Annotated in this window: 18 protein-coding genes; 8 read left to right on the forward strand and 10 right to left on the reverse strand. The window is 71.7% G+C overall.

The genetic code is table 11. The annotated features are described in order from the left end of the window. Positions 1–49: 49 nt before the first annotated feature. Positions 50–1,273, reverse strand: a complete 1,224-nt coding sequence (locus AC067J_RS02750) for an HpcH/HpaI aldolase/citrate lyase family protein (protein ID WP_478296145.1) — start codon at positions 1,271–1,273, stop codon at positions 50–52. 343 nt (positions 1,274–1,616) lie between these two features. On the opposite strand from AC067J_RS02750, the gene AC067J_RS02755 reads away from it, so the two are divergent. Beyond that, positions 1,617–2,801, forward strand: coding sequence for a TerD family protein (locus tag AC067J_RS02755; protein WP_478296146.1), 1,185 nt, complete (start codon positions 1,617–1,619; stop codon positions 2,799–2,801). A gap of 108 nt (positions 2,802–2,909) precedes the next feature. On the opposite strand, the gene AC067J_RS02760 is transcribed toward AC067J_RS02755, so the two are convergent. Continuing rightward, positions 2,910–3,650 (reverse strand): Tellurium resistance, encoded by a 741-nt coding sequence (locus AC067J_RS02760; protein ID WP_478296147.1) that lies wholly within the window; start codon positions 3,648–3,650, stop codon positions 2,910–2,912. A 408-nt stretch (positions 3,651–4,058) separates the two neighbouring features. Here AC067J_RS02760 and AC067J_RS02765 point away from each other — a divergent pair, with 408 nt between their 5' ends. Further along, positions 4,059–5,204, forward strand: coding sequence for a DUF2637 domain-containing protein (locus AC067J_RS02765; protein WP_478296148.1), 1,146 nt, complete (start codon positions 4,059–4,061; stop codon positions 5,202–5,204). A 172-nt stretch (positions 5,205–5,376) separates the two neighbouring features. Here the strand turns inward: AC067J_RS02765 and AC067J_RS02770 are convergent, their stop codons facing one another. From AC067J_RS02770 to AC067J_RS02790, 5 genes are all read right to left on the reverse strand, one after another. Then, on the reverse strand, positions 5,377–6,486 hold the full coding sequence (locus AC067J_RS02770; protein ID WP_478296149.1) for a DUF475 domain-containing protein: 1,110 nt from the start codon (positions 6,484–6,486) through the stop codon (positions 5,377–5,379). A 97-nt stretch (positions 6,487–6,583) separates the two neighbouring features. Beyond that, entirely contained in the window at positions 6,584–7,159 is a 576-nt protein-coding gene (locus AC067J_RS02775) for a TerD family protein (RefSeq protein WP_478296150.1), read from the reverse strand. Positions 7,160–7,493: 334 nt separating this feature from the next. After that, the gene (locus tag AC067J_RS02780; RefSeq protein WP_478296151.1) at positions 7,494–8,069 is read right to left on the reverse strand and encodes a TerD family protein; all 576 of its coding nucleotides are present in this window, start codon (positions 8,067–8,069) and stop codon (positions 7,494–7,496) included. Between the two features lie 249 nt (positions 8,070–8,318). Next, a complete protein-coding gene (locus AC067J_RS02785; RefSeq protein WP_478296152.1) occupies positions 8,319–8,777 on the reverse strand; it encodes a peroxiredoxin in 459 nt (152 codons plus the stop codon). Positions 8,778–9,007: 230 nt separating this feature from the next. After that, on the reverse strand, positions 9,008–9,445 hold the full coding sequence (locus tag AC067J_RS02790) for a DUF3052 domain-containing protein (protein WP_478296153.1): 438 nt from the start codon (positions 9,443–9,445) through the stop codon (positions 9,008–9,010). Positions 9,446–9,961: 516 nt separating this feature from the next. Here AC067J_RS02790 and aceE point away from each other — a divergent pair. From aceE to AC067J_RS02805, 3 genes are all read left to right on the forward strand, one after another. Further along, positions 9,962–12,712, forward strand: coding sequence for a pyruvate dehydrogenase (acetyl-transferring), homodimeric type (gene aceE, locus AC067J_RS02795; protein ID WP_478296154.1), 2,751 nt, complete (start codon positions 9,962–9,964; stop codon positions 12,710–12,712). A gap of 172 nt (positions 12,713–12,884) precedes the next feature. Next, positions 12,885–13,325, forward strand: a complete 441-nt coding sequence (locus AC067J_RS02800; RefSeq protein WP_478296155.1) for a nitroreductase/quinone reductase family protein — start codon at positions 12,885–12,887, stop codon at positions 13,323–13,325. A gap of 84 nt (positions 13,326–13,409) precedes the next feature. Continuing rightward, entirely contained in the window at positions 13,410–14,180 is a 771-nt protein-coding gene (locus AC067J_RS02805; protein WP_478296156.1) for a hypothetical protein, read from the forward strand. A gap of 77 nt (positions 14,181–14,257) precedes the next feature. Here the strand turns inward: AC067J_RS02805 and AC067J_RS02810 are convergent, their stop codons facing one another. The 3 genes from AC067J_RS02810 to AC067J_RS02820 form a co-directional block, all read right to left on the reverse strand. Beyond that, entirely contained in the window at positions 14,258–14,716 is a 459-nt protein-coding gene (locus AC067J_RS02810) for a hypothetical protein (RefSeq protein WP_478296157.1), read from the reverse strand. Then, positions 14,698–14,946 carry a hypothetical protein gene (locus AC067J_RS02815; protein WP_478296158.1) on the reverse strand — a complete coding sequence of 83 codons (249 nt, stop codon included), beginning with the start codon at positions 14,944–14,946 and terminating at the stop codon, positions 14,698–14,700. Before AC067J_RS02815 ends, AC067J_RS02810 begins: the two co-directional genes overlap by 19 nt. Positions 14,947–15,065: 119 nt before the next feature. Beyond that, the gene (locus AC067J_RS02820) at positions 15,066–16,670 is read right to left on the reverse strand and encodes an MFS transporter (RefSeq protein ID WP_478296159.1); all 1,605 of its coding nucleotides are present in this window, start codon (positions 16,668–16,670) and stop codon (positions 15,066–15,068) included. A 215-nt stretch (positions 16,671–16,885) separates the two neighbouring features. On the opposite strand from AC067J_RS02820, the gene AC067J_RS02825 reads away from it, so the two are divergent. The 3 genes from AC067J_RS02825 to AC067J_RS02835 all read left to right on the forward strand — a co-directional run bounded on the left by AC067J_RS02825 (position 16,886) and on the right by AC067J_RS02835 (position 19,733). Continuing rightward, entirely contained in the window at positions 16,886–17,587 is a 702-nt protein-coding gene (locus tag AC067J_RS02825) for a TetR family transcriptional regulator (RefSeq protein ID WP_478296160.1), read from the forward strand. A gap of 110 nt (positions 17,588–17,697) precedes the next feature. Then, positions 17,698–19,026 carry a sensor histidine kinase gene (locus AC067J_RS02830; protein ID WP_478296161.1) on the forward strand — a complete coding sequence of 443 codons (1,329 nt, stop codon included), beginning with the start codon at positions 17,698–17,700 and terminating at the stop codon, positions 19,024–19,026. Between the two features lie 32 nt (positions 19,027–19,058). Beyond that, a complete protein-coding gene (locus AC067J_RS02835; RefSeq protein WP_478296162.1) occupies positions 19,059–19,733 on the forward strand; it encodes a response regulator in 675 nt (224 codons plus the stop codon). Positions 19,734–19,845 lie beyond the last annotated feature (112 nt).

The raw sequence follows: 19,845 nt of genomic DNA on the forward strand, positions 1-19,845 counted from the left end.
GCGACGAAGCGACGAACCGACCGACCGGAACGCCGCCGCCGGACGCCCCTCAGCGGCAGAGGCAGGCCGAGAGCAGCTCCGCGAAGCTGACGTCCTCCCGGGCCACCCCGAACACCTCGGCGCGCAGCAACACCCGCTCCGCCCAGGCCCGGTGGGGCTTGGCCTCGTTCATCTTGTTGGTGTACGCCGAGCGCATCACACCGCCACCGCCGCGCTCCTGGTCGAGGATGTCCCGGGCATCGCTGTACTCCTCGTGCGTGACCACCGAGAGGGCGTGCACGGCGGGCACGTGGCTGGGGTGGATGCAGGTCTTGCCGAGCAGGCCGTTGGCGCGGTCGAGCTCGATCTCGCGGATCAGCCCGTCGAGGTCGTGCTCGATGATCCGCTGCCGCACGGCCTCCCCCGACGGTTCGGCCTCGGCGAACGGGGTGCGGCGCAGCTGCGGCTTGAACATCCGCTCCTGGACCGGGAAGTACTCCCAGACCGGCCCGGTGACGGTGAACCCGGTGCCGTCGGCCCGGCCGAGCACGTTGACCACGTCGCCGATCACGCCGGCGACCAGGGCGACGTCGTACGCGGTGAGGTCGGGCGAGCGGCGCAGGCCGTACGCGGAGCAGAGGTCGGTGACGCCGAGCCGGACGGCGAGGATGCGCTCGCGGTACTTGTCGAGCAGCCGGGCTATGCCGAACAGCTGCTCCCGGCGGGTCTCCAGGTGGGCGAGTTCGGGCGACTCCAGGACGGGCATGGCGAACAGCCGCCGGCCGGTGGCCGCCTCGGCGGCGGCGAGCGCCTCCAGGAAGGCGCCGCCGGTCTCGTCGGTGAACTTCGGGAGGACGAAGCCGGTGAGCAGGCCGACCGCCGGTCCGAGCCGGTCGGCGAGGTCGGTGATCTGGGCGGGGGTCCGCACCCTGATGAAGAGGAGGGGCAGATCATGTGTGCAATCCGTGGAGGCTTCACGGCTCGGACCGACTTCGGTCGCCCCGCCGGACACCTCGCCGAAGAGCTCCCCGAGCCGGGCCACGAGATTGGCCTCGGCGGCGGGCACCTCGTGGTCGGCGATCGCGTCCTCCAGGCAGAGGACCATCGAGACGACGCCCTGCGCGGCCTGCTTGCGGATGTCGGTCCGCAGGGTCGGCCGGGTCGCCGGACTGTAGAGCGTGGCGCCGAGCGCGGTGGCCAGGACGGCCGCGTCACCGTCCGGGGTGAAAACCCCCGGAGGTTCGAGAAAGAGCCGGTCGCGTACGTCGTCCGCGAGGTGGCCGAAGTGGCGCAAGGTGCTCTCCTCAGGGTTCGGCCGCCGGTCCGGCGGATGCGAGAACGGAACGCGGAGCGGGACTCGGGAGCGATGGGCGGAACGGCGACGACACCCGGTTGAACAGACCCGGCTGCCGCGATGGTTCCCGGGCGGGCGCCGGTCCGATCCCCCTTGACCGGACCCTCGGGCCACCCCACCGCTCATCGTACGGACCTCGCCAGGTCGAACGGGGTTCCGAAACATCGAATTCTCGGAAGGTTACCTTCCGCTTCACAAAGCGCAAGCGTTGGCAAAGTCCCACCGTTCCGCCACCTCCGGTCACGTTGTCCGAAGGGGTGGCGAACGGGCAGGATGGTCGGCTATGACGCACGTGATGGCCAAGGGCGCCAACATCGCACTGCCGGTGGCGGCGGTCCGCGCCGTGCTGCGCTGGAGCGCCACGCCCGGTGCGCCGGACGTGGACGCCTCCGCACTGCTGCTCGGCACCGACGGCAAGGTCCGTTCGGACGCCGACTTCGTCTTCTACAACCAGCCGCGCCACCCGTCCGGCGTGGTCCGCCACCTGCCCAAGCAGCAGACCTCGGGCGGCGCCGAGATCGCGGACACCGTCGAGGTCGAGCTCGGCAAGCTTCCCGCCGGGGTCGACCGGGTGGTGCTGGCCGGCTCCTCCGAGGGCGGCTCGTTCCGCGCCGTGAGCGGGCTGCGCCTGCTGCTCTTCGACGCCGCGGCCGGCGAGGGCACACCCGCCATCGCCGAGTTCGGCATGGCCGACGCCGACGAGGTCACCGCGCTGGTCGCGGGCGAGCTGTACCGGCGGGCCGGGGCGTGGAAGTTCCGCGCCGTCGGCCAGGGCTACGCCACCGGGCTCATCGGCCTGGCCACCGACTTCGGCATCACCGTCGAGGACGAGGGCGACGCGCAGGCCCCGGCCGCCCCGCAGGCCGCCGCCCAGCCGTCCCCGTCCGCACCCGCCGCCGACCCGCGCGCCGCACTGCCCGACCCCCGGCCGGCCCCGCGCCCCGAACCGGGCACGTTCACGCTGGCTCCCGCCGTCCCGCAGCCGCCCACCGCGGCCCCGGCCGCCTCCGCCGCCCCGGCGACCGCCGGGGTCCCGGCCAACACGCCCCCGCCGCCCACCGCACCGCCCACGGTTCCGCCGACCGCGCCGCCCGCCCCGACGGCGCCCCCGGCGCAGCAGCAGGGCGGGTACGGCTACCCGCAGCAGCCCCAGGGCCGGCCCCAGCAGCCCGGCGGGTACGGCTACCCGCCGCCGGCCCAGCGCCCCGGGTACGGCTATCCGCAGCAGCAGCCCTACCCGCACCAGCCCGCGCCCGCCTCCGGGTACGGCTACCCGCAGCAGTCCCAGCCCCCGGCGCAGCAGCAGGCGCCGGAGCAGGGCGGCTACGGCTACCCGCAGCCCAACAGCGCCGCTCCCCAGTCCCAGCAGCAGCCGGCCCAGCAGCAGGCGCAGCAGCCCGCGCAGCCTCAGGCCGCCGCCGAGGAGTTCGCGCTGCCGCCGCAGGGCCCGCAGTTCCAGCCGCGCTGACGGCCGCGCCGGCCCGGCCGGGCCGCGGCATTCCCGTCGCGGCGCGGCCGGACCCACGCCCGGTCCGCCCTCGGCCCCGCCGCGAGCCCTCCCTCGGCCCGGCGGGGCTCAGTCGGACCCCGACGCCCCCTTGTACCCGCGCTGCCACTGCATCCCGAAGCCGTACAGCCGGTCGATGTCGGCCTGGAAGCCGTTGACGTACCGCACCTCGCGGCGGACCGTCAGCATGTTGTCCCCGGTGTTCTCGATCAGCACCACCGCGCAGGAACGTGCCGCCGGGGCCCGTTCCTCCAGCTTGATCTCGATCCGCGGCCCGGACTGCGGCACGATCGTCACCACCGCGTTGGCCTGCTCGAACGCCGGCGTGCCGTCGTAGATGTACACGAAGATCAGCAGTCGCTTGAACTGGTCCTTCTTCTCCAGGTTGACGTACATCGTCTCGCCGGACGGGGCCCCGTACTGGTCGTCGCCGCTGAGCTTCACGAACGGCGCGTGCTGGAGGTCCCCGAAGTAGCCGCCCAGCGGCTGCACCACGCCTCGGCTGCCGTCGGCCATTTCGTACATGCAGGCCAGGTCGAGGTCCACGTTGACCTGGGCGTTCTGCGCGGAGTCCGGCTCCATCGGCCTGAGGATGCGCGGGTTGAACAGGCGCCGGAGGGCGTCCCGGCCGGACGCCCGCGGGGCTCCTATCCGGGTGGTCCAGTGCAGGTTGACGTAGAGGTAGCCGGTGGTGGCCGCCGCACCGGTGATCGCGTGGTGCGGCGAGGACTTGGTGAGGGTGACCTTGTACTGCCCGCCCGTGTCGAGACTGTTCCGCTCCCCGCGCAGGTACTCCCAAATCGAGGCCATGCCGTCCTCCCCCAGCCCCGCCAGTCGATCTGGCGGTCCGCCGCTCCATGATCGGGCATCAGCCCGCCACCGGGTACCCGAACTCCCTACCCACCGCCGCTTACCGGACACCGGCCGGCCGCCCTCCGGCGCCCCGCACCACCACCGGAATACCATCGGACGGCCAGGAGGCGGCCATCCCGCGGCCACCGGCGGGTCGATTGGCGGGGCGAAGCTCCCCTCCCGTACCATGCGGCCACTTCGGACGCGATATCGTCTAGCCGCACAGGTGTCCCGCCCGCCCCTGTCCGGGCAAGGCGGACGCCCGTCGACAACGACGCACCGTCAGGCCCGGTCCCGGGGACGGGCCCTGACCGCCTGTGTCGCACTGTGACCTGTCCCCTGCGGAAACCCGAGGCCCGACCCGCAATGAACCTGACCTCCATACAGCTGGTCTGGACCGTCATCGGCGGCGCAGCCCTGCTGTTCACCGCCATCCTGGTGGCGACGCTGCGCTTCAAGAACAACACCAAGAAGCAGGACTCGGGCGACTCCTGGGAGCGCAGCGAGGAGCGCCGCCGGCGCAAGGAGATGATCTACGGGATCTCCTCCTACGTCCTGCTGTTCTGCTGCGCCGGCGTCGCGGCCGCGCTCTCCTTCCACGGCCTGGTCGGTTTCGGCAAGGAGAACCTCGGCCTGTCGAACGGCTGGGAGTACCTGGTCCCGTTCGGTCTGGACGGCGCCGCGATGTTCTGCTCGGTGCTCGCCGTGCGCGAGGCCAGCCACGGTGACGCGGCGCTCGGCTCGCGCCTGCTGGTCTGGGTGTTCGCGATCGCCTCGGCCTGGTTCAACTGGGTGCACGCCCCGCGCGGCATCTCGCACGACGGCGCCCCGGAGTTCTTCTCCGGCATGTCGATCTCGGCGGCGATCCTCTTCGACCGCGCGCTGAAGCAGACCCGCAAGGCCGCGCTGCGCGAGCAGGGCCTGGTGCCGCGCCCGCTGCCGCAGATCCGGATCGTCCGGTGGCTGCGTGCGCCCCGCGAGACCTACGCCGCCTGGTCGCTGATGCTGCTGGAGAACGTCCGCAGCCTGGACGAGGCGGTCGAGGAGGTGCGCGAGGAGCGTCAGGCGAAGCTGGACGCCAAGGTGCGCGCCCGGAGCGCCGACCGTCGCGAGCGCGCCGAGCTGAAGGCCATCTCCCGCCAGGGCGGGATGCTCTCCCGCGGCCGCGGCGGCCGCCAGGTGCCCGCCCTCGCCTCCGCCGGAGACGGCCCGACCGCTACGGAGCCTGCCCTAGCCGCCGAGGCTGACGCTCTCTCCTCCGCCACCTCCTCCGCGCTGGAGCCCGCCTCGCTGGGCACCCTGGACGCCGGCCGCCGGCCCCGCGCCGCCGTCGGATCCTCGGCCTCGACCTCGACGTCGTCCTCCGCCTCGCTGTCGTCGCTGTCGTCCTCGTCCTCGTCCTCCTACCGCAGCTCGACCATCGACCTGACGGCGGACGACGACACCCTCTCGATGCCGAAGCTGGACTCGCTGGAGCGCAAGCTGCGCGCCATCGAGCAGCAGCTCGGCTGAGCCCGCCGGGACACCCCCACACCGGTTCCGGAACCGGAACCGGAACCGGAACCGGGCCACGGATGCACCGAAACGCCGGAACGGCCGCCCCCACTCCGAGGGGGCGGCCGTTCCGGTTTCGAGGACCGCGTTTCGAGGACCGCGTTTCGAGGACCGCGGTCCTGCCGACGGGCTACTTGCCCGTGCTCACCAGTTCCTTCTCGCCGTCCCCGTCGCCGCCCGCGGCGGCGACGCGACGGTTGCGCAGGACCGACGACCCCAGGGCGAGGCCGATGAAGGCGACGCCGATCAGGCCGGTGACGATCTCCGGGATGTGGTACTCGATGCCGACCATCAGGATCACGGCCAGCGCGCCGATCGCGTAGTGCGCGCCGTGCTCCAGGTAGACGTAGTCGTCCAGGGTGCCCTTGCGGACCAGGAAGACGGTCAGCGAGCGGATGTACATCGCGCCGATGCCGAGGCCCAGGGTGATCTGGAAGATGTCGCTGGAGATGGCGAACGCGCTGACCACGCCGTCGAAGGAGAACGACGCGTCGAGCACCTCCAGGTACATGAACAGGAAGAACGCGGCCTTGCCGCCCACCTGGACGATGGACTTGCCGCTCTTCTCGGCGGCCTCCTCCTTCTCGGCCTCCTCCTCCAGGCCCGACTCGAAGACCGAGGAGAGCCCGTTGACGGAGAGGTAGGTGACGAGGCCGAGCACTCCGGCGAGCAGCACCGTCTCGGCGTGGTCCCCGGCGAAGAAGTTGGACGCCAGCAGCAGGGTGACCAGGGCGACGACGGTGGAGAAGGCCTCCAGCTTGCCGACCTTCTCCAGCGGGCGCTCGATCCAGGCCAGCCAGTTGTAGTCCTTCTCCTCGAAGATGAAGTCGAGGAAGATCATCAGCAGGAAGATGCCACCGAAGGCCGCGATGGCCGGGTTGGCCGCCTCCAGGTACTGGGCGTACGTGGAGCCCTCGTACGTCTTGTCGCTGTTCAGGGCGAGGTCGATGACCGTCGCCGGGTTGAGGTGCGCGGTGAGGCCGACGACCAGCAGCGGGAAGATCAGCCGCATACCGAAGACGGCGATCAGCACGCCGATGGTGAGGAAGATCTTCTGCCAGTACGGGTTCATCCGCTTCAACACCGTGGCGTTGACCACCGCGTTGTCGAACGAGAGGGAGATCTCCAGGATGGAGAGGATCAGCACGATGCCGAATCCCTCGGCTCCCCAGAGCAGGCCGGCGGCGATCAGCCCTGCGATGGTGATCGCGAATGACCAGCCGAATGTGCGGAGGAACACGGGACTTGGTTACCTTTCGGGTTCATGGCGTCGAGGACGTCGGGTACGTCGGGTACGTCCGACACGGCGAATGCGTCGAACACGACGATCGCGGCCTTTACTGTACGTTTACGCCGAAATCGAGGGCAATGCCCCGCAGGCCCGAGGCGTAGCCCTGGCCCACTGCGCGGAACTTCCACTCGCCGGCGTACCGGTACAGCTCGCCGAAGATCATCGCGGTCTCACTGGACGCGTCCTCGGAGAGGTCGTACCGGGCGATCTCCTGCCCGTCCAGGGAGTTGACCACCCGGATGTAGGCGTTGCGCACCTGGCCGAAGTTCTGCAGGCGCGTCTCGGCGTCGTAGATCGACACCGGGAAGACCACCTTGTCGACCTGCGGCGGCACGAGGTCCAGGTTGACCAGCACGACCTCGTCGTCGCCGTCGCCGTCGCCGGTGAGGTTGTCACCGGTGTGCTCGACCGAGCCTTCGGGGCTCTTGAGGTTGTTGTAGAAGACGAAGTACTCGTCGCCGAGGACCCGGCCGACCGAGCAGAGCAGCGCGCTCGCGTCGAGGTCGAACGGCGCACCGGTCGTCGACCGGGCGTCCCAGCCGAGACCGATCTGCACCTGCGTCAGATTCGGCGCGGCCTTCGTGAGCGAGACATTCCCACCCTTGGCGAGCGTGACACTCATGACTGTCGTTCCTCCCTTGCCTCCCGGGGCGCATCTCAGGTCTATTCCCCCGCGACCCCGGCCGGCCCCTTCCGGCCGGCTGAACTTTCCTGAACTCCCATCCTTCCAGTGCGACGGGCCGGTTCGAAGCCGGGGCGCACGAAGCAGTCCGCCCGGCGCCGGCGGCACCGCCGGGAGGCCCGGGCGGCGTCGGGGGACGAACCGGACGGCGAACGGACAGCGAACGGACGGCGAACGGACGCACAACGGCCGGGGCGGCCGCCGGCGTCCTGCGCCCGCGGCCGCCCCGGCCGTCACTTCCCGTAGGGGCCGTCACCGGCCCCCGCCCGCCGACTCAGACGTTGACGCCGAAGTCCTGGGCGATGCCGCGCAGGCCGGAGGCGTACCCCTGGCCGATCGCGCGGAACTTCCACTCGGCGCCGTTGCGGTACAGCTCGCCGAAGACCATCGCCGTCTCGGTGGAGGCGTCCTCGGAGAGGTCGTACCGGGCCAGCTCCTTGTTGTCCGCCTGGTTGACCACGCGGATGAAGGCGTTGCGGACCTGGCCGAAGTTCTGCGTCCGGTTCTCGGCGTCGTAGATCGACACCGGGAAGACGATCTTCTCGACGTCGGCCGGCACGGTGGCCAGGTTGACCTTGATCTGCTCGTCGTCGCCCTCGCCCTCACCGGTGAGGTTGTCCCCGGTGTGCTCGACCGAGCCGTCGGGGCTCTTGAGGTTGTTGAAGAAGACGAAGTTGCCGTCCGAGCCGACCCTGCCCTGGTCGTTGCAGAGCAGTGCGCTGGCGTCCAGGTCGAAATCCGTGCCGGTGGTGGTGCGGACGTCCCAGCCAAGGCCGACGATCACGGCGGTCAGGCCCGGGGCCTCCTTGGTGAGCGAGACATTGCCGCCCTTGCTCAGGCTGACACCCACTTGTCCTCCAAGAATCGGGAGGCACGCCCTGGTGCCCCCGTGGTGCGGTTCAAGGCTCCGGCGACGAGCCGCCACCGGGCCTCTGACCTGCCAACGGACCGATCGTAGTGCCGGGTTCCCGTCCGCGCGGGCGAACCGGTCCGACGTGGCCGCCGAACCGGGTCCCGGGCGTACCTCCGGATGCCGCGCGACCTGCGGGTTCCCGGCAGGATCCGGCCGGGACGCCCCGGCGGCGGCGTCCGGAGGGGCTCAGAGCGCGCCGAGGACCTTCAGGTACTCCTGCTCGTCGCGGGCGTCCGGCAGGCCGTTCACGACGCTCCAGCGGACGACGCCGGCCTTGTCGATCACGAAGGTGCCCCGGACGGCGCAGCCCTTCTCCTCGTCGAAGACGCCGTACGCCCGGGAGACCTCGCCGTGCGGCCAGAAGTCGGAGAGCAGCGGGAAGTCCAGGCCCTCCTGGTCGGCGAAGATCCGCTGGCTGAACGGCGAGTCGTTGGAGAGGCCGAGGACCTGCACCTCGTCGTTCTGCAGGCGCGGCAGCTCCTTCTGGATCGCGCAGACCTCGCCCGTGCAGACGCCGGTGAAGGCGAACGGGTAGAACACCAGGACGACGTTCTTCTCGCCCCGGAAGTCGGAGAGCTTGACCAGCTCGCCGTGCTGGTTCTTCAGCTCGAAGTCCGGAGCCTCGGTGCCGATCTCGATGGCCATGGTGGGACCTTTCTGACGCGACGGGGCCGCGCTGCGGGGCGCGACGAGCGCCATCCTTGCATTTCGTCGGGGCCGGTTCGGCCGTACGGGTGAGGGCTGCGCCGTCCGGGACCACCGCTTTCGCCCTGGGCGAACGACCGCTGGTCGGAGCAGCCGAACCGGGACGCGAAACGACCGGGCCCCGCTGGAGGATGCTCCAGCGGGGCCCGGTCCGGCCCGTCAGGGGATGCTCAGCGCTTGGCCGGCCTGGCCGTGGACTTGGTCGCCAGGCGGGTCGCCGCCCAGTCCTTGGCGACCGCGATCGAGCTGGTCTGGGAAAGGCCTGCGGTCCGTGCCGCGTCGGCGATGTCCGAGGCCTCGATGTGGCCGTCCCGACCGGTCTTCGGGGTCAGCAGCCAGATCAGGCCGCCCTCGGCCAGGTATTCCAGGGCGTCGACGAGGGCGTCGGTGAGATCCCCGTCGTCGTCGCGGTGCCACAGCAGGACGGCGTCGGCGACGTCGTCGTAGTCCTCGTCGACGAGATCCGTACCGGTGATCTCCTCGATGCCCTCGCGGAGATCCTGGTCAGTGTCTTCGTCGTACCCCAGCTCCTGGATGATCTGGCCCTCATCGAAGCCAAGACGAGCTGCCGGGTTGGACTTGTCCGCGGGGTCCGCGGTCGCGCTCACGGGAATAACCTCCAGTATTCGGCTCGGCATCCATGCCGAGGCTGTGGCCGTAGTCCACACGGGCGCGGCGGTTCGCGCAAGTACCCGACCCCCGATCCCCTCCAAAGGTTGACGTGTCGCACCGGGACACGCCGTGCGACGTGTCGCGAATCACACCGATTTGCCCTTCTCTGCGTAGGACAAGGATGCTTCGGGAGGTCCCGGTCCACAGGCCGTACGCACGCCCGAGATGCGAACGGCATTCGGGTCCGCGCGTGCGCGGGCGTAGAGTCTCCTGTTGGCCCTCACCCCGACCGTCCGCCATCGGACGGGCGGGCAACCAGGTCGGACCACCTCTTTTCGTAACACCCGGGGGTGCGCGGCCCGGACGATGCTGTCCGAACCGCACACCTCCAGACCGTTCCTTCTGTCAGGGGGAGCGGTTACCGATCGGTAGAGATGACGGATCTCCGAGCGCGGTAGCACGATGGAGGCGGCGCGACACACCTCAGTTTCGACCGACAGTGAAGGAACAGCGTGGCTTCCGGATCCGATCGCAACCCGATCATCATTGGCGGCCTTCCGAGTCAGGTCCCGGACTTCGATCCCGAGGAGACCGCGGAATGGCTGGAGTCGCTCGACGCGGCCATCGACGAGCGGGGGCGCGAGCGTGCCCGCTACCTGATGCTGCGGCTGATCGAGCGCGCCCGCGAGAAGCGTGTCGCCGTGCCCGAGATGCGCAGCACGGACTACGTCAACACCATCGCCACCAAGGACGAGCCGTTCTTCCCCGGTAACGAGGAGATCGAGCGCAAGATCCTCAACGCGACCCGCTGGAACGCCGCGGTGATGGTCTCCCGGGCGCAGCGCCCGGGCATCGGCGTCGGTGGCCACATCGCCACCTTCGCCTCCTCCGCGTCGCTCTACGACGTGGGCTTCAACTACTTCTTCCGCGGCAAGGACGCCGAGGGCGAGTCGGGCGACCAGATCTTCTTCCAGGGCCACGCCTCCCCCGGCATCTACGCGCGCGCCTTCCTGCTGGACCGGCTCACCGAGCAGCAGCTCGACGCCTTCCGCCAGGAGAAGTCGAAGGCCCCGTACGGCCTCTCCAGCTACCCGCACCCGCGGCTGATGCCGGACTTCTGGGAGTTCCCGACCGTCTCGATGGGCCTCGGCCCGCTCGGCGCGATCTACCAGGCCCGGATGAACCGCTACCTGGAGCACCGCGGCATCAAGGACACCTCCGACTCGCAGGTCTACGCCTTCCTCGGCGACGGCGAGATGGACGAGCCCGAGTCGCTCGGTCAGCTGTCGCTGGCCGCCCGCGAGGGCCTGGACAACCTGACCTTCGTGGTGAACTGCAACCTGCAGCGCCTCGACGGCCCGGTCCGCGGCAACGGCAAGATCATCCAGGAGCTGGAGTCGCAGTTCCGCGGCGCCGGCTGGAACGTGATCAAGCTGGTCTGGGACCGCAGCTGGGACCCGCTGCTCGCGCAGGACCGCGACGGCGTCCTGGTCAACAAGCTGAACACCACGGTGGACGGCCAGTTCCAGACCTACGCGACCGAGTCCGGTGCGTACATCCGCGACAACTTCTTCGGCGGCGACCTGCGGCTGCGCAAGATGGTCGAGTCGATGACCGACCAGCAGATCCAGCACCTGGGCCGCGGCGGCCACGACCACCGCAAGATCTACGCGGCGTTCAAGGCGGCCCGCGAGCACAAGGGCCAGCCGACGGTCATCCTCGCCCAGACCGTCAAGGGCTGGACGCTGGGCCCCAACTTCGAGGGCCGCAACGCCACCCACCAGATGAAGAAGCTGACGGTCGAGGACCTGAAGCGCTTCCGCGACCGGCTGCACCTGCCGATCACCGACAAGCAGCTCGAAGAGGGCTACCCGCCCTACTACCACCCGGGCCGCGACTCGGAAGAGATCCAGTACATGCACGACCGCCGCCAGGAGCTGGGCGGCTACGTGCCGACCCGCAAGGTGCGGCCTCGCGCGCTGGAGCTGCCGGGCGACGACGCCTACAAGGCGGTCAAGAAGGGGTCCGGCAACCAGACCATCGCCACCACCATGGCGTTCGTCCGGGTGCTCAAGGACCTCATGCGGGACAAGGGCATCGGCAACCGCTTCGTGCCGATCGCGCCCGACGAGTACCGCACCTTCGGCATGGACTCGCTGTTCCCGTCGGCGAAGATCTACAACCCGCTCGGCCAGACCTACGAGTCCGTCGACCGCGACCTGCTGCTGGCGTACAAGGAGTCCCCGACCGGTCAGATGCTGCACGACGGCATCTCCGAGGCCGGCTGCACCGCCTCGCTGATCGCCGCGGGTTCGGCCTACGCCACCCACGGCGAGCCGCTGATCCCGGTGTACGTCTTCTACTCGATGTTCGGGTTCCAGCGCACCGGCGACCAGTTCTGGCAGATGGCCGACCAGCTGGCCCGCGGCTTCGTGATCGGCGCCACCGCCGGCCGCACCACGCTGACCGGTGAGGGTCTGCAGCACGCCGACGGCCACTCGCACCTGCTGGCCTCGACCAACCCCGGCGTCGTCTCGTACGACCCGGCGTACGGCTTCGAGATCGCGCACATCGTGCAGGACGGTCTGCGCCGGATGTACGGCTCCAGCGCCGAGCACCCGCACGGCGAGGACGTGTTCTACTACATGACCGTCTACAACGAGCCGATCAAGATGCCGGCCGAGCCGGAGAACGTCGACGTCGAGGGCATCCTCAAGGGTCTGCACCGGTACGCGCCCGGCACCGCCGGCCAGATCCCGGCCCAGATCCTCGCCTCCGGCGTGGCCGTGCCGTGGGCCCTGGAGGCCCAGCGCATCCTCGCCGAGGAGTGGAACGTCAAGGCCGACGTCTGGTCCGCGACCTCCTGGAACGAGCTGCGCCGCGACGCGGTGGAGGCCGAGGAGTTCAACCTGCTGCACCCCGAGGAGCAGCAGCGCGTCCCGTACGTGACGCAGAAGCTCCAGGGCGCCGAGGGCCCGTTCGTCGCCGTCTCCGACTGGATGCGCGCGGTGCCGGACCAGATCGCCCGCTGGGTGCCGGGCCAGTACCAGTCGCTGGGTGCCGACGGCTTCGGCTTCGCCGACACCCGTGGCGCGGCCCGTCGCTTCTTCCACATCGACGCGCAGTCGGTCGTGCTGAGCGTGCTCACCGAGCTCGCCAAGCAGGGCAAGGTCGACCGCAGCGCGCTGAAGGACGCGATCGACCGCTACCAGCTGCTGGACGTGGCGGCGGCCGACCCGGGCGCCGCCGGCGGCGAGGCCTGATCGCCTGACCGCCTGATCGCCTGACCGGTCCTGAGGGGCCGTCCCTCCCCGCCCGGGGAGGGACGGCCCCTCGGTCGTTCCCCGTGACTCCGGTCACATCCGCTTGAACCTCACACCGGTGTCAGCTCCTAGGCTCGTCCCGACGAACCGGACCAGTCCAGGAGGGTCTCCGATGAACGCCGTCCACCCCGAGCCCGCCGCCGGCGGCAACGACTACAACCGCAAGGTGATCGACGAGTTCCGCGCCTCGGCCGGTGCGGTCGGCGGCGACTTCGCCGGCAAGAACCTGCTGCTGCTCACCACCCGCGGCCGGCAGAGCGGCGAGCCGCGCACCACCCCGCTGGTCTACCTGCGGGACGCCGGGCGCGTGGTCGTCTTCGCACTGAACGGCGGCGCCCCGGCCGACCCGCTCTGGTACCGCAACCTCGCGGCCGCCCCCGAGGTCACCGTCGAACTCGGCGCCGACCGCTTCGCCGCGCACGCGGTGCCGGTCGCCCCGGACGAGCACGAGGACCTCTGGGCGCGGCAGATCGCCGTCGAACCGCTCTTCGCCGACTTTCGGGCCCGCACCACCCGCACCGTCCCGCTGGTGGAGCTCCGCCCCGCCGCCTGAGCCCGGCCCCGGCTCCCTCTTAACCTTCCCGAGAGTCCCGCTTAAGGTGGGTCCACGGGGAGGCAGAGGGAGGGGGCCGGTTCCGTGCGCACACCGAGGACGGGGGCCTTCCCCCTCGCGATCCTGGTCGGCCTGACGGCGGGCGGCCTGGTCTGGCAGCTCTTACCGACCCCGGACGAACTCGGGCGGCCGTCGGTGGCCCTGCCCGCCCCGGACCGGCCGCCGGCCGGCCTGCTGCCGCTGCCCGTGCCCGCACCGACGCCCGCGCCCGAGTCCGTGCCGGTGCCCCTGCCGCAGGATCCGGCGGGCCCGGCGGCGGAACCGCCCGCGCCCGATGCGGCCGACGAACCCGCTCCGCCCGCCCGCCCGCTGACCGCGGGACTGGCCGGCGCCCCGGCGGCCGCGGTGCCGCCCGCCACCCTCCCGAACGCCTCGCCGCCGCCCCCGCCGCCACCCCCGGCGCAGACCGCCCCGACGGCCCCCGCCGCTCCGGCGAGCCCTCCCCCGCCCCCGGCCCCGCCGGTCACCCCGGTCGTACCGGTCGTACCAGTCACCCCGGCTCCCCCGGTGACGGACTCCGGCGCCTGGGTGCCCGACACCGACGAGTCCTTCACCGACTGGTCAACCGAGGAGTCCTTGACCGAGGCGCGGCCGCCCGTGACCGTCCTCCCCCCGCCCGCCCCGGCACCCGGCGCCGGCGGCCACCACCTGGCCCCCACCCCGCCGCCCACCGGCCCCGGCATCGCGCAGGTGCCCGAGGGCCAGTCCGAGGAGGAGTACTGGGCCGCCCAGGAGGAGCTCTGGGCGAAGGCCGAGGAGGCCTGGCGCCAGGCGGAGGCCGACCAGCCCCGCTGACCCACCCGCCACCCACGCACGCGGCCCCGGACTCCGTCGAGTCCGGGGCCGCGCGGGGCGGGTCGGCCCGCTCGTCGTCAGACGGTGATCACGCGCGGCTCGTCCAACCCGTCCAGCTGACCGGCCGCCTGGCACAGCTTGGGAATGTGCGAGGCGTCCGAGGTGACCAGTCGCACCGGAGGCTCGGACAGTGCTGCAGTGGCGACCACCAGCGCGTCGACCAGGCACTCGTGCCCATCCAGCCCCGAGGTGTCGAGCAGCGCACCCGCCGCCTCGATCACCCGGTCCGACACGGGGGCGACGGTGTACCGCGCAAGGAGGAACTTCAGCCGGGCGCCGGCCTTGCCCGTCCGCCGGACCTCCAGCGGGGTGAGGGCGCTGATCGCCACCCGCGCGGAGTCCAGCTCGGCCATCTCGACCATGATCTTGAGACGTCCGTCCCCGTCCGTATGCAGCGACAGGCCCTGCGCATCCAGGACCAGCGTGCCCCCACCCTGCGGCGTGGCCTTCTCCCGCATCAAGCGCTGTCGCGCCATGCCGCCTCCGCCCACTCCCGATCCGCCTCACTCACGGCGCCGTGGAGGCGGTCCGCCTCCACGATCTCGCGAAGCTTGTCCATGGCGATCCTGTGTTCCAGCGCCGCCGCGACGTACGACGAGAACCCGTTCTTGCCCGTACGCGCATCCACCTCGGCGGCCAGATCGGCCGGGAGCGAGATCGACCGTCTGACAGCGAGGGGCGTTTCGGGAGTCAGTTCAGCAGCCATGAGCGAAGAGTAACACCGCACGTATCAATAACTCAGAGTGTTCATCCGATCGCATCTAGCACATGTGAGCGGCCCCGGACTCCGACGAGTCCGGGGCCGCTCGGGCCGTGCGGGGCGGGTCAGATGTGCACGGCGGGGCCGGCGTCGGTGGCGCCCCGGCGGGTGAGGAGGCCCAGGAGCGCGGCCGCGAAGGCGACCACGGCGGCGACCGCGAAGGCGAGCGACATGCCGCTGACGAAGGAGTCGTGGACGGCGCCGGCCATCGCGTCGACCGCCTGCTGCGGGGTGCCGGCCGGGGCGGGCGGGGCGATGCCGAGCTGGGCGGCCTGGTTGAGGCCCTCGGACTGGGCGGGGTCGACCGGCGGCAGGCCGGCCTTCGCCCAGTTGCCCGGCAGCACGTCGGTGACCTTGGCGGCCATCAGCGCGCCCAGCACGGCGGTGCCGAGGCTGCCGCCGACCTGCATCGCGGACTGCTGGAGGCCGCCGGCCACGCCGGAGAGCTCCATCGGGGCGTTGCCGACGATGACCTCGGTGGCGCCGACCATGACCGGGCTGATGCCGAGGCCCATCAGGACGAACCAGAGCGCCATCGCGCCGTTGCCGGAACCGGCGTCCAGGGTGGACATGCCGATCATCGCGGTGGTGGTGATCAGCATGCCGGCCACGATCGGGATCCGCGGTCCGAGCTTGCCGATGGCCACGCCGGCCACCGGCGAGCCGATGATCATCATGCCGGTCATCGGCAGCAGGTGGACGCCGGCCTCGACCGGCGACATGCCGTGCACGTTCTGCAGGTAGAAGGTGACGAAGAAGATCGCGCCGAAGAACGAGAAGGCCATCAGCACCATCAGCAGGGTGCCGGCCGACAGCGGCAGCGAGCGGAACAGCCCGAGCGGGATCAGCGGCTCCCGGGCCGCCCGCTGCCAGAACGCGAAGAGCGTCATCAGCACGACGGCGCCGCCCAGGAAGAGCAGCGTGGAGAGGTCGCCCCAGCCCCACTCGGGGGCCTTGATGATGCCGAAGACCAGGGCGAACATCGCCAGCGAGAGCAGCACGATGCCGGGGATGTCGAAGGACTTGGCGGCGTTCTCGGCCCGGACGTCCTTGAGGATCCACAGGCCGAGGGCCAGCGCGATCAGGCCGACCGGGATGTTGATGAAGAACACCGACTCCCAGTTGACGTGCTCGACCAGCAGGCCGCCGACGATCGGGCCGGCCGCGGTGGAGGCGCCGATCACCCCGCCCCAGATGCCGATCGCCATGTTGAGCTTCTCGGCCGGGAACGCCCCGCGCAGCAGGCCGAGCGCGGCCGGCTGGAGCAGCGCGCCGAACAGGCCCTGGAGGACGCGGAAGGCGATCACCGTCTGGATGTTCCCGGCGAAGCCGATCGCCGCCGAGGTGGCGGCGAAGCCGACCGCGCCGACCAGGAAGGTGTTCTTGTGGCCGAACCGGTCGCCGATCTTTCCGGCGGTGATCAGGAAGACCGCGAGGGCGAGCAGGTAGCCGCTGGTCACCCACTGGATCTCGGAGGGCGCGGCCTTGAGGTCGGCCTGGATCACCGGGTTGGCGATCGCGACGATCGTGCCGTCCAGGGCGACCATCATCACGCCGACGGCGACGGTGAGGAGGGTCAGCCAGGGGTGCCCCTTGAGGCCCCTCCCGACGGGCGGCGCGGCCGACGGCGGTACGTCCGCCTCGGCGCTCTTGACGACGGACTGGCTCATCTGGGCCCTCCGGGGCTGACTGCGGCGAACGTGGTCGTGGCGCCCCGGCCCACCCGTCCCCACGAGTGCCCCGGCCCGACGGGCGCCACTCCGGCAGATTATGTCAGTGACTGACATTCGGCAAACACTGACTTCTGACCTCGGCTGACATTTGTCACACGGCTAGAGTTGTGCCCCGACACCCCAGCCGCACCACCGTCCGGAGGGCACCCGCCATGGCCGCTCAGCCCGCACCCCCCGCCACCGCCCCGGCCGGCCGGGCCCCCGGCGGCCCGGACCGGGAGCCGGGCCCCGGACTGCGCGAGCGCAAGAAACAGCGCACCCGGGACGCACTGATCGAGGCGGCCCACCAGCTCTTCCTCGGCCAGGGCTTCGCCCGGACCACCGTCGACGAGATCGCCGCCGCCGTCGACGTCTCGCAGCGCACCTTCTTCCGCTACTTCGCCAACAAGGACGAGGTCGCCCTCGCCGTCCTCGCCGACGCCGAGGACTACTTCATCGACCGGCTCCGGGCCCGCCCCGCCGACGAGAACCCGCTGCAGGCACTGCGCGCCGCGATCGTCGAGTCCTGGCGCGAACTGGGCTCCCCGGACCGGACCGGCCCCGGATCGGTGACCAGCGCGCTGGAGCTGATCCGGATGATCGAGGACACCCCCACCCTGCTCGCCGCCCACCTGCGCCGGGTCACCGAGCAGGAGCGCGTGGTCGCCCGGGTGATCGCCGAGCGCGAGGGCCTCGACCTCGCCCGGGACCTGCGGCCCGCCGTGATCGCCGCCGTCTTCGGCGGCGTGCTGCGCGCCGCCCACCTCTCCTGGACCGCCGACCAGGAGGAGGACGGCCCGGAGGGCATGATCGCGCTGATCGGCCGCCACTTCGACCAGCTCGGCCCCGCCCTGGCCGGCGACTGGCGGCACTGAGGTCCGACGCCCGGGTCATACCGGGGTATCACCCCGTACCCCGGTACGGGGTGAAAGCTCTGCCCACGGTGCGACGACGGACGGCGCACCGGCTCCTAGGCTGGCCAGCGATGAAGACGCTCACCAAGGACACCTCCCGGACCGCAGCCCTCCGCCTGCTCGGGACGCTCCGGCACCACCTCAGCACGCCCACCGGAGGGCACACCCCCCTGTTCGGCGACTCCCCGCGCCGCTGGGTCCGGCGCCTGCCGTACCTGGTCGCCCTCACCCTCCTGGCCTCGCTGATCCCCACCGGGATCACCGTCCTGGCCGACGCCTTCGGCGTGGCCCTGCCGGTCGCCGCCGCGCTCACCGTCGCCCAGACCGCCCCGCTGCTGCTGGCGGTCACCCGCCCGCTGGCCGCCTGGTGGATCGGCGCCGCCGCCCTGGTCGCCACCGCCGCCGTCACCGCACGGCACGACCACACCGGCGGCACCTGGCCGTGGACGGCCCCGATGATCCTGGCCTACCTCTTCCTGCTGCTGGCGCTCGCCCTGCGGGAGAGCCGGGCCACCCTGGTCGCGGTCTGGGTCGCCACCGTGCTGCTCACCGGCCTCACGCTCACCCTCGGGCTGCCGCGCGGCGGCGACGGCACCACCGTGCTGCTGGTCGCGCTCAGCGGCGCCGTGCTGCTGCTCGGCTGGTCGGTCCGGGACCGGGCCGAGGCCCGGCGGCTGCTCGCCGAGCAGGAGCACATCAGCGAGGCCGAACGCGAGCGGCGGACCCTGCTGGAGGAGCGCGCCCGGATCGCCCGGGAGCTGCACGACGTGGTCGCCCACCACATGTCGGTGATCGCCGTGCAGGCGGCCAGCGCGCCCTACCGGATATCCGGCGTCCCGGCCGACGCCGCCGAGGAGTTCACCGCGATCGCCGGCACCGCGCGCGAGTCGCTGGCCGAGATGCGGCGGCTGCTCGGCGTGCTGCGCAGCGAGGAGTCGAGCACCGAGAAGGCCCCGCAGCCGGGGGTCGGCCAGCTCACCCAGCTGGTCGAGACGGTCCGCCGGGCGGGGGTGGCCGCGGAGCTGACGGTCGACGCCGACCTGGCCGACGAGCTGCCGGCGGCCGTCGACCTCTCCGTCTACCGGATCGTCCAGGAGGCGCTGGCCAACGTGGTCCGGCACGCCCCGGGCGCCGGCGCGTGGGTCTCGCTGACCGTCGCGGACGCGTCCCTGCTGGTCACGGTGGTGAACGCGGCCCCACCCGAGCGGACGGAGTCGCTGGAGGCCTCGGTCGAGGGCACCGGCCATGGACTGGTCGGCATGCGCGAGCGGGTCCGGCTGCTGGACGGCCGGCTGGACACCGGTCCGCTGCCGGACGGCGGCTTCAAGGTGGCCGCCGTCCTGCCGCTCGACGGCCTGTCGGATACTCGATCCACCGGCACTCCGCCGGCCCGGCCGTAGGAGCGGCCGGACGACGACCGGGAGACCACCGCATGACCATCCGCGTGATCATCGTCGACGACCAGGCGATGGTGCGGGCGGGCTTCGCCGCCCTGCTCAACGCCCAGAGCGACATCGACGTGGTGGGGGACGCGGCGGACGGCGCGCAGGCCCTGGAGGTGACCGGCCGCACCCACCCCGACGTGGTGCTGATGGACGTCCGGATGCCCGTGATGGACGGCCTGGAGGCGGCCCGCCGGCTGCTCGACCCGGCCGTGCCCGGCGCGCACCGCCCGAAGGTGCTGATGCTCACCACCTTCGACGTCGACGACTACGTCTACGAGGCGCTGCGGGCCGGGGCCAGCGGGTTCCTGCTCAAGGACGCGCCCCCGGCCGACCTGATCGCCGCCGTCCGGGTGGTCGCGGCCGGCGAGGCGCTGCTCGCCCCCTCGGTGACCCGCCGGCTGATCGAGGACTTCGCCCGGACCCGGCCCGTCAAGCGCCGCGACCCGAAGCTGCGGCTCAACGGGCTGACCCCGCGTGAGACCGAGGTGCTGGAGCTGATCGCCCGCGGCCTGTCCAACCAGGAGATCGCCGCCCGGCTGGTGCTCGCCGAACAGACCGTCAAGACCCACATCGGCCGCATCCTGGCCAAGCTCGACCTGCGCGACCGCGCCCAGGCGGTCGTCCTCGCCTACGAGTCCGGCCTGGTGGCGCCCGGCCAGTAAGGCGTCCCCCAGCCCCCACGGTGGGGAAAACCCCAGTGATACCCGGGTAGCACCCGGGAGTTGGCCCCGCGGAGTGACGTCCGCGGGGCCGTCGCGTTCCTACCGTCCTCCC

The sequence above is a fragment of the Kitasatospora sp. NPDC042419 genome (assembly GCF_056437345.1).

Coding starts and splice junctions, on each gene's coding strand:
- AC067J_RS02755 (WP_478296146.1), top strand. CDS start 1,617: ATGACGCACGTGATGGCCAAGGGCGCCAACATCGCACTGCCGGTGGCG.
- AC067J_RS02760 (WP_478296147.1), bottom strand. CDS start 3,650: ATGGCCTCGATTTGGGAGTACCTGCGCGGGGAGCGGAACAGTCTCGAC.
- AC067J_RS02765 (WP_478296148.1), top strand. CDS start 4,059: ATGAACCTGACCTCCATACAGCTGGTCTGGACCGTCATCGGCGGCGCA.
- AC067J_RS02775 (WP_478296150.1), bottom strand. CDS start 7,159: ATGAGTGTCACGCTCGCCAAGGGTGGGAATGTCTCGCTCACGAAGGCC.
- AC067J_RS02785 (WP_478296152.1), bottom strand. CDS start 8,777: ATGGCCATCGAGATCGGCACCGAGGCTCCGGACTTCGAGCTGAAGAAC.
- AC067J_RS02800 (WP_478296155.1), top strand. CDS start 12,885: ATGAACGCCGTCCACCCCGAGCCCGCCGCCGGCGGCAACGACTACAAC.
- AC067J_RS02810 (WP_478296157.1), bottom strand. CDS start 14,716: ATGGCGCGACAGCGCTTGATGCGGGAGAAGGCCACGCCGCAGGGTGGG.
- AC067J_RS02815 (WP_478296158.1), bottom strand. CDS start 14,946: ATGGCTGCTGAACTGACTCCCGAAACGCCCCTCGCTGTCAGACGGTCG.
- AC067J_RS02820 (WP_478296159.1), bottom strand. CDS start 16,670: ATGAGCCAGTCCGTCGTCAAGAGCGCCGAGGCGGACGTACCGCCGTCG.
- AC067J_RS02825 (WP_478296160.1), top strand. CDS start 16,886: ATGGCCGCTCAGCCCGCACCCCCCGCCACCGCCCCGGCCGGCCGGGCC.
- AC067J_RS02830 (WP_478296161.1), top strand. CDS start 17,698: ATGAAGACGCTCACCAAGGACACCTCCCGGACCGCAGCCCTCCGCCTG.
- AC067J_RS02835 (WP_478296162.1), top strand. CDS start 19,059: ATGACCATCCGCGTGATCATCGTCGACGACCAGGCGATGGTGCGGGCG.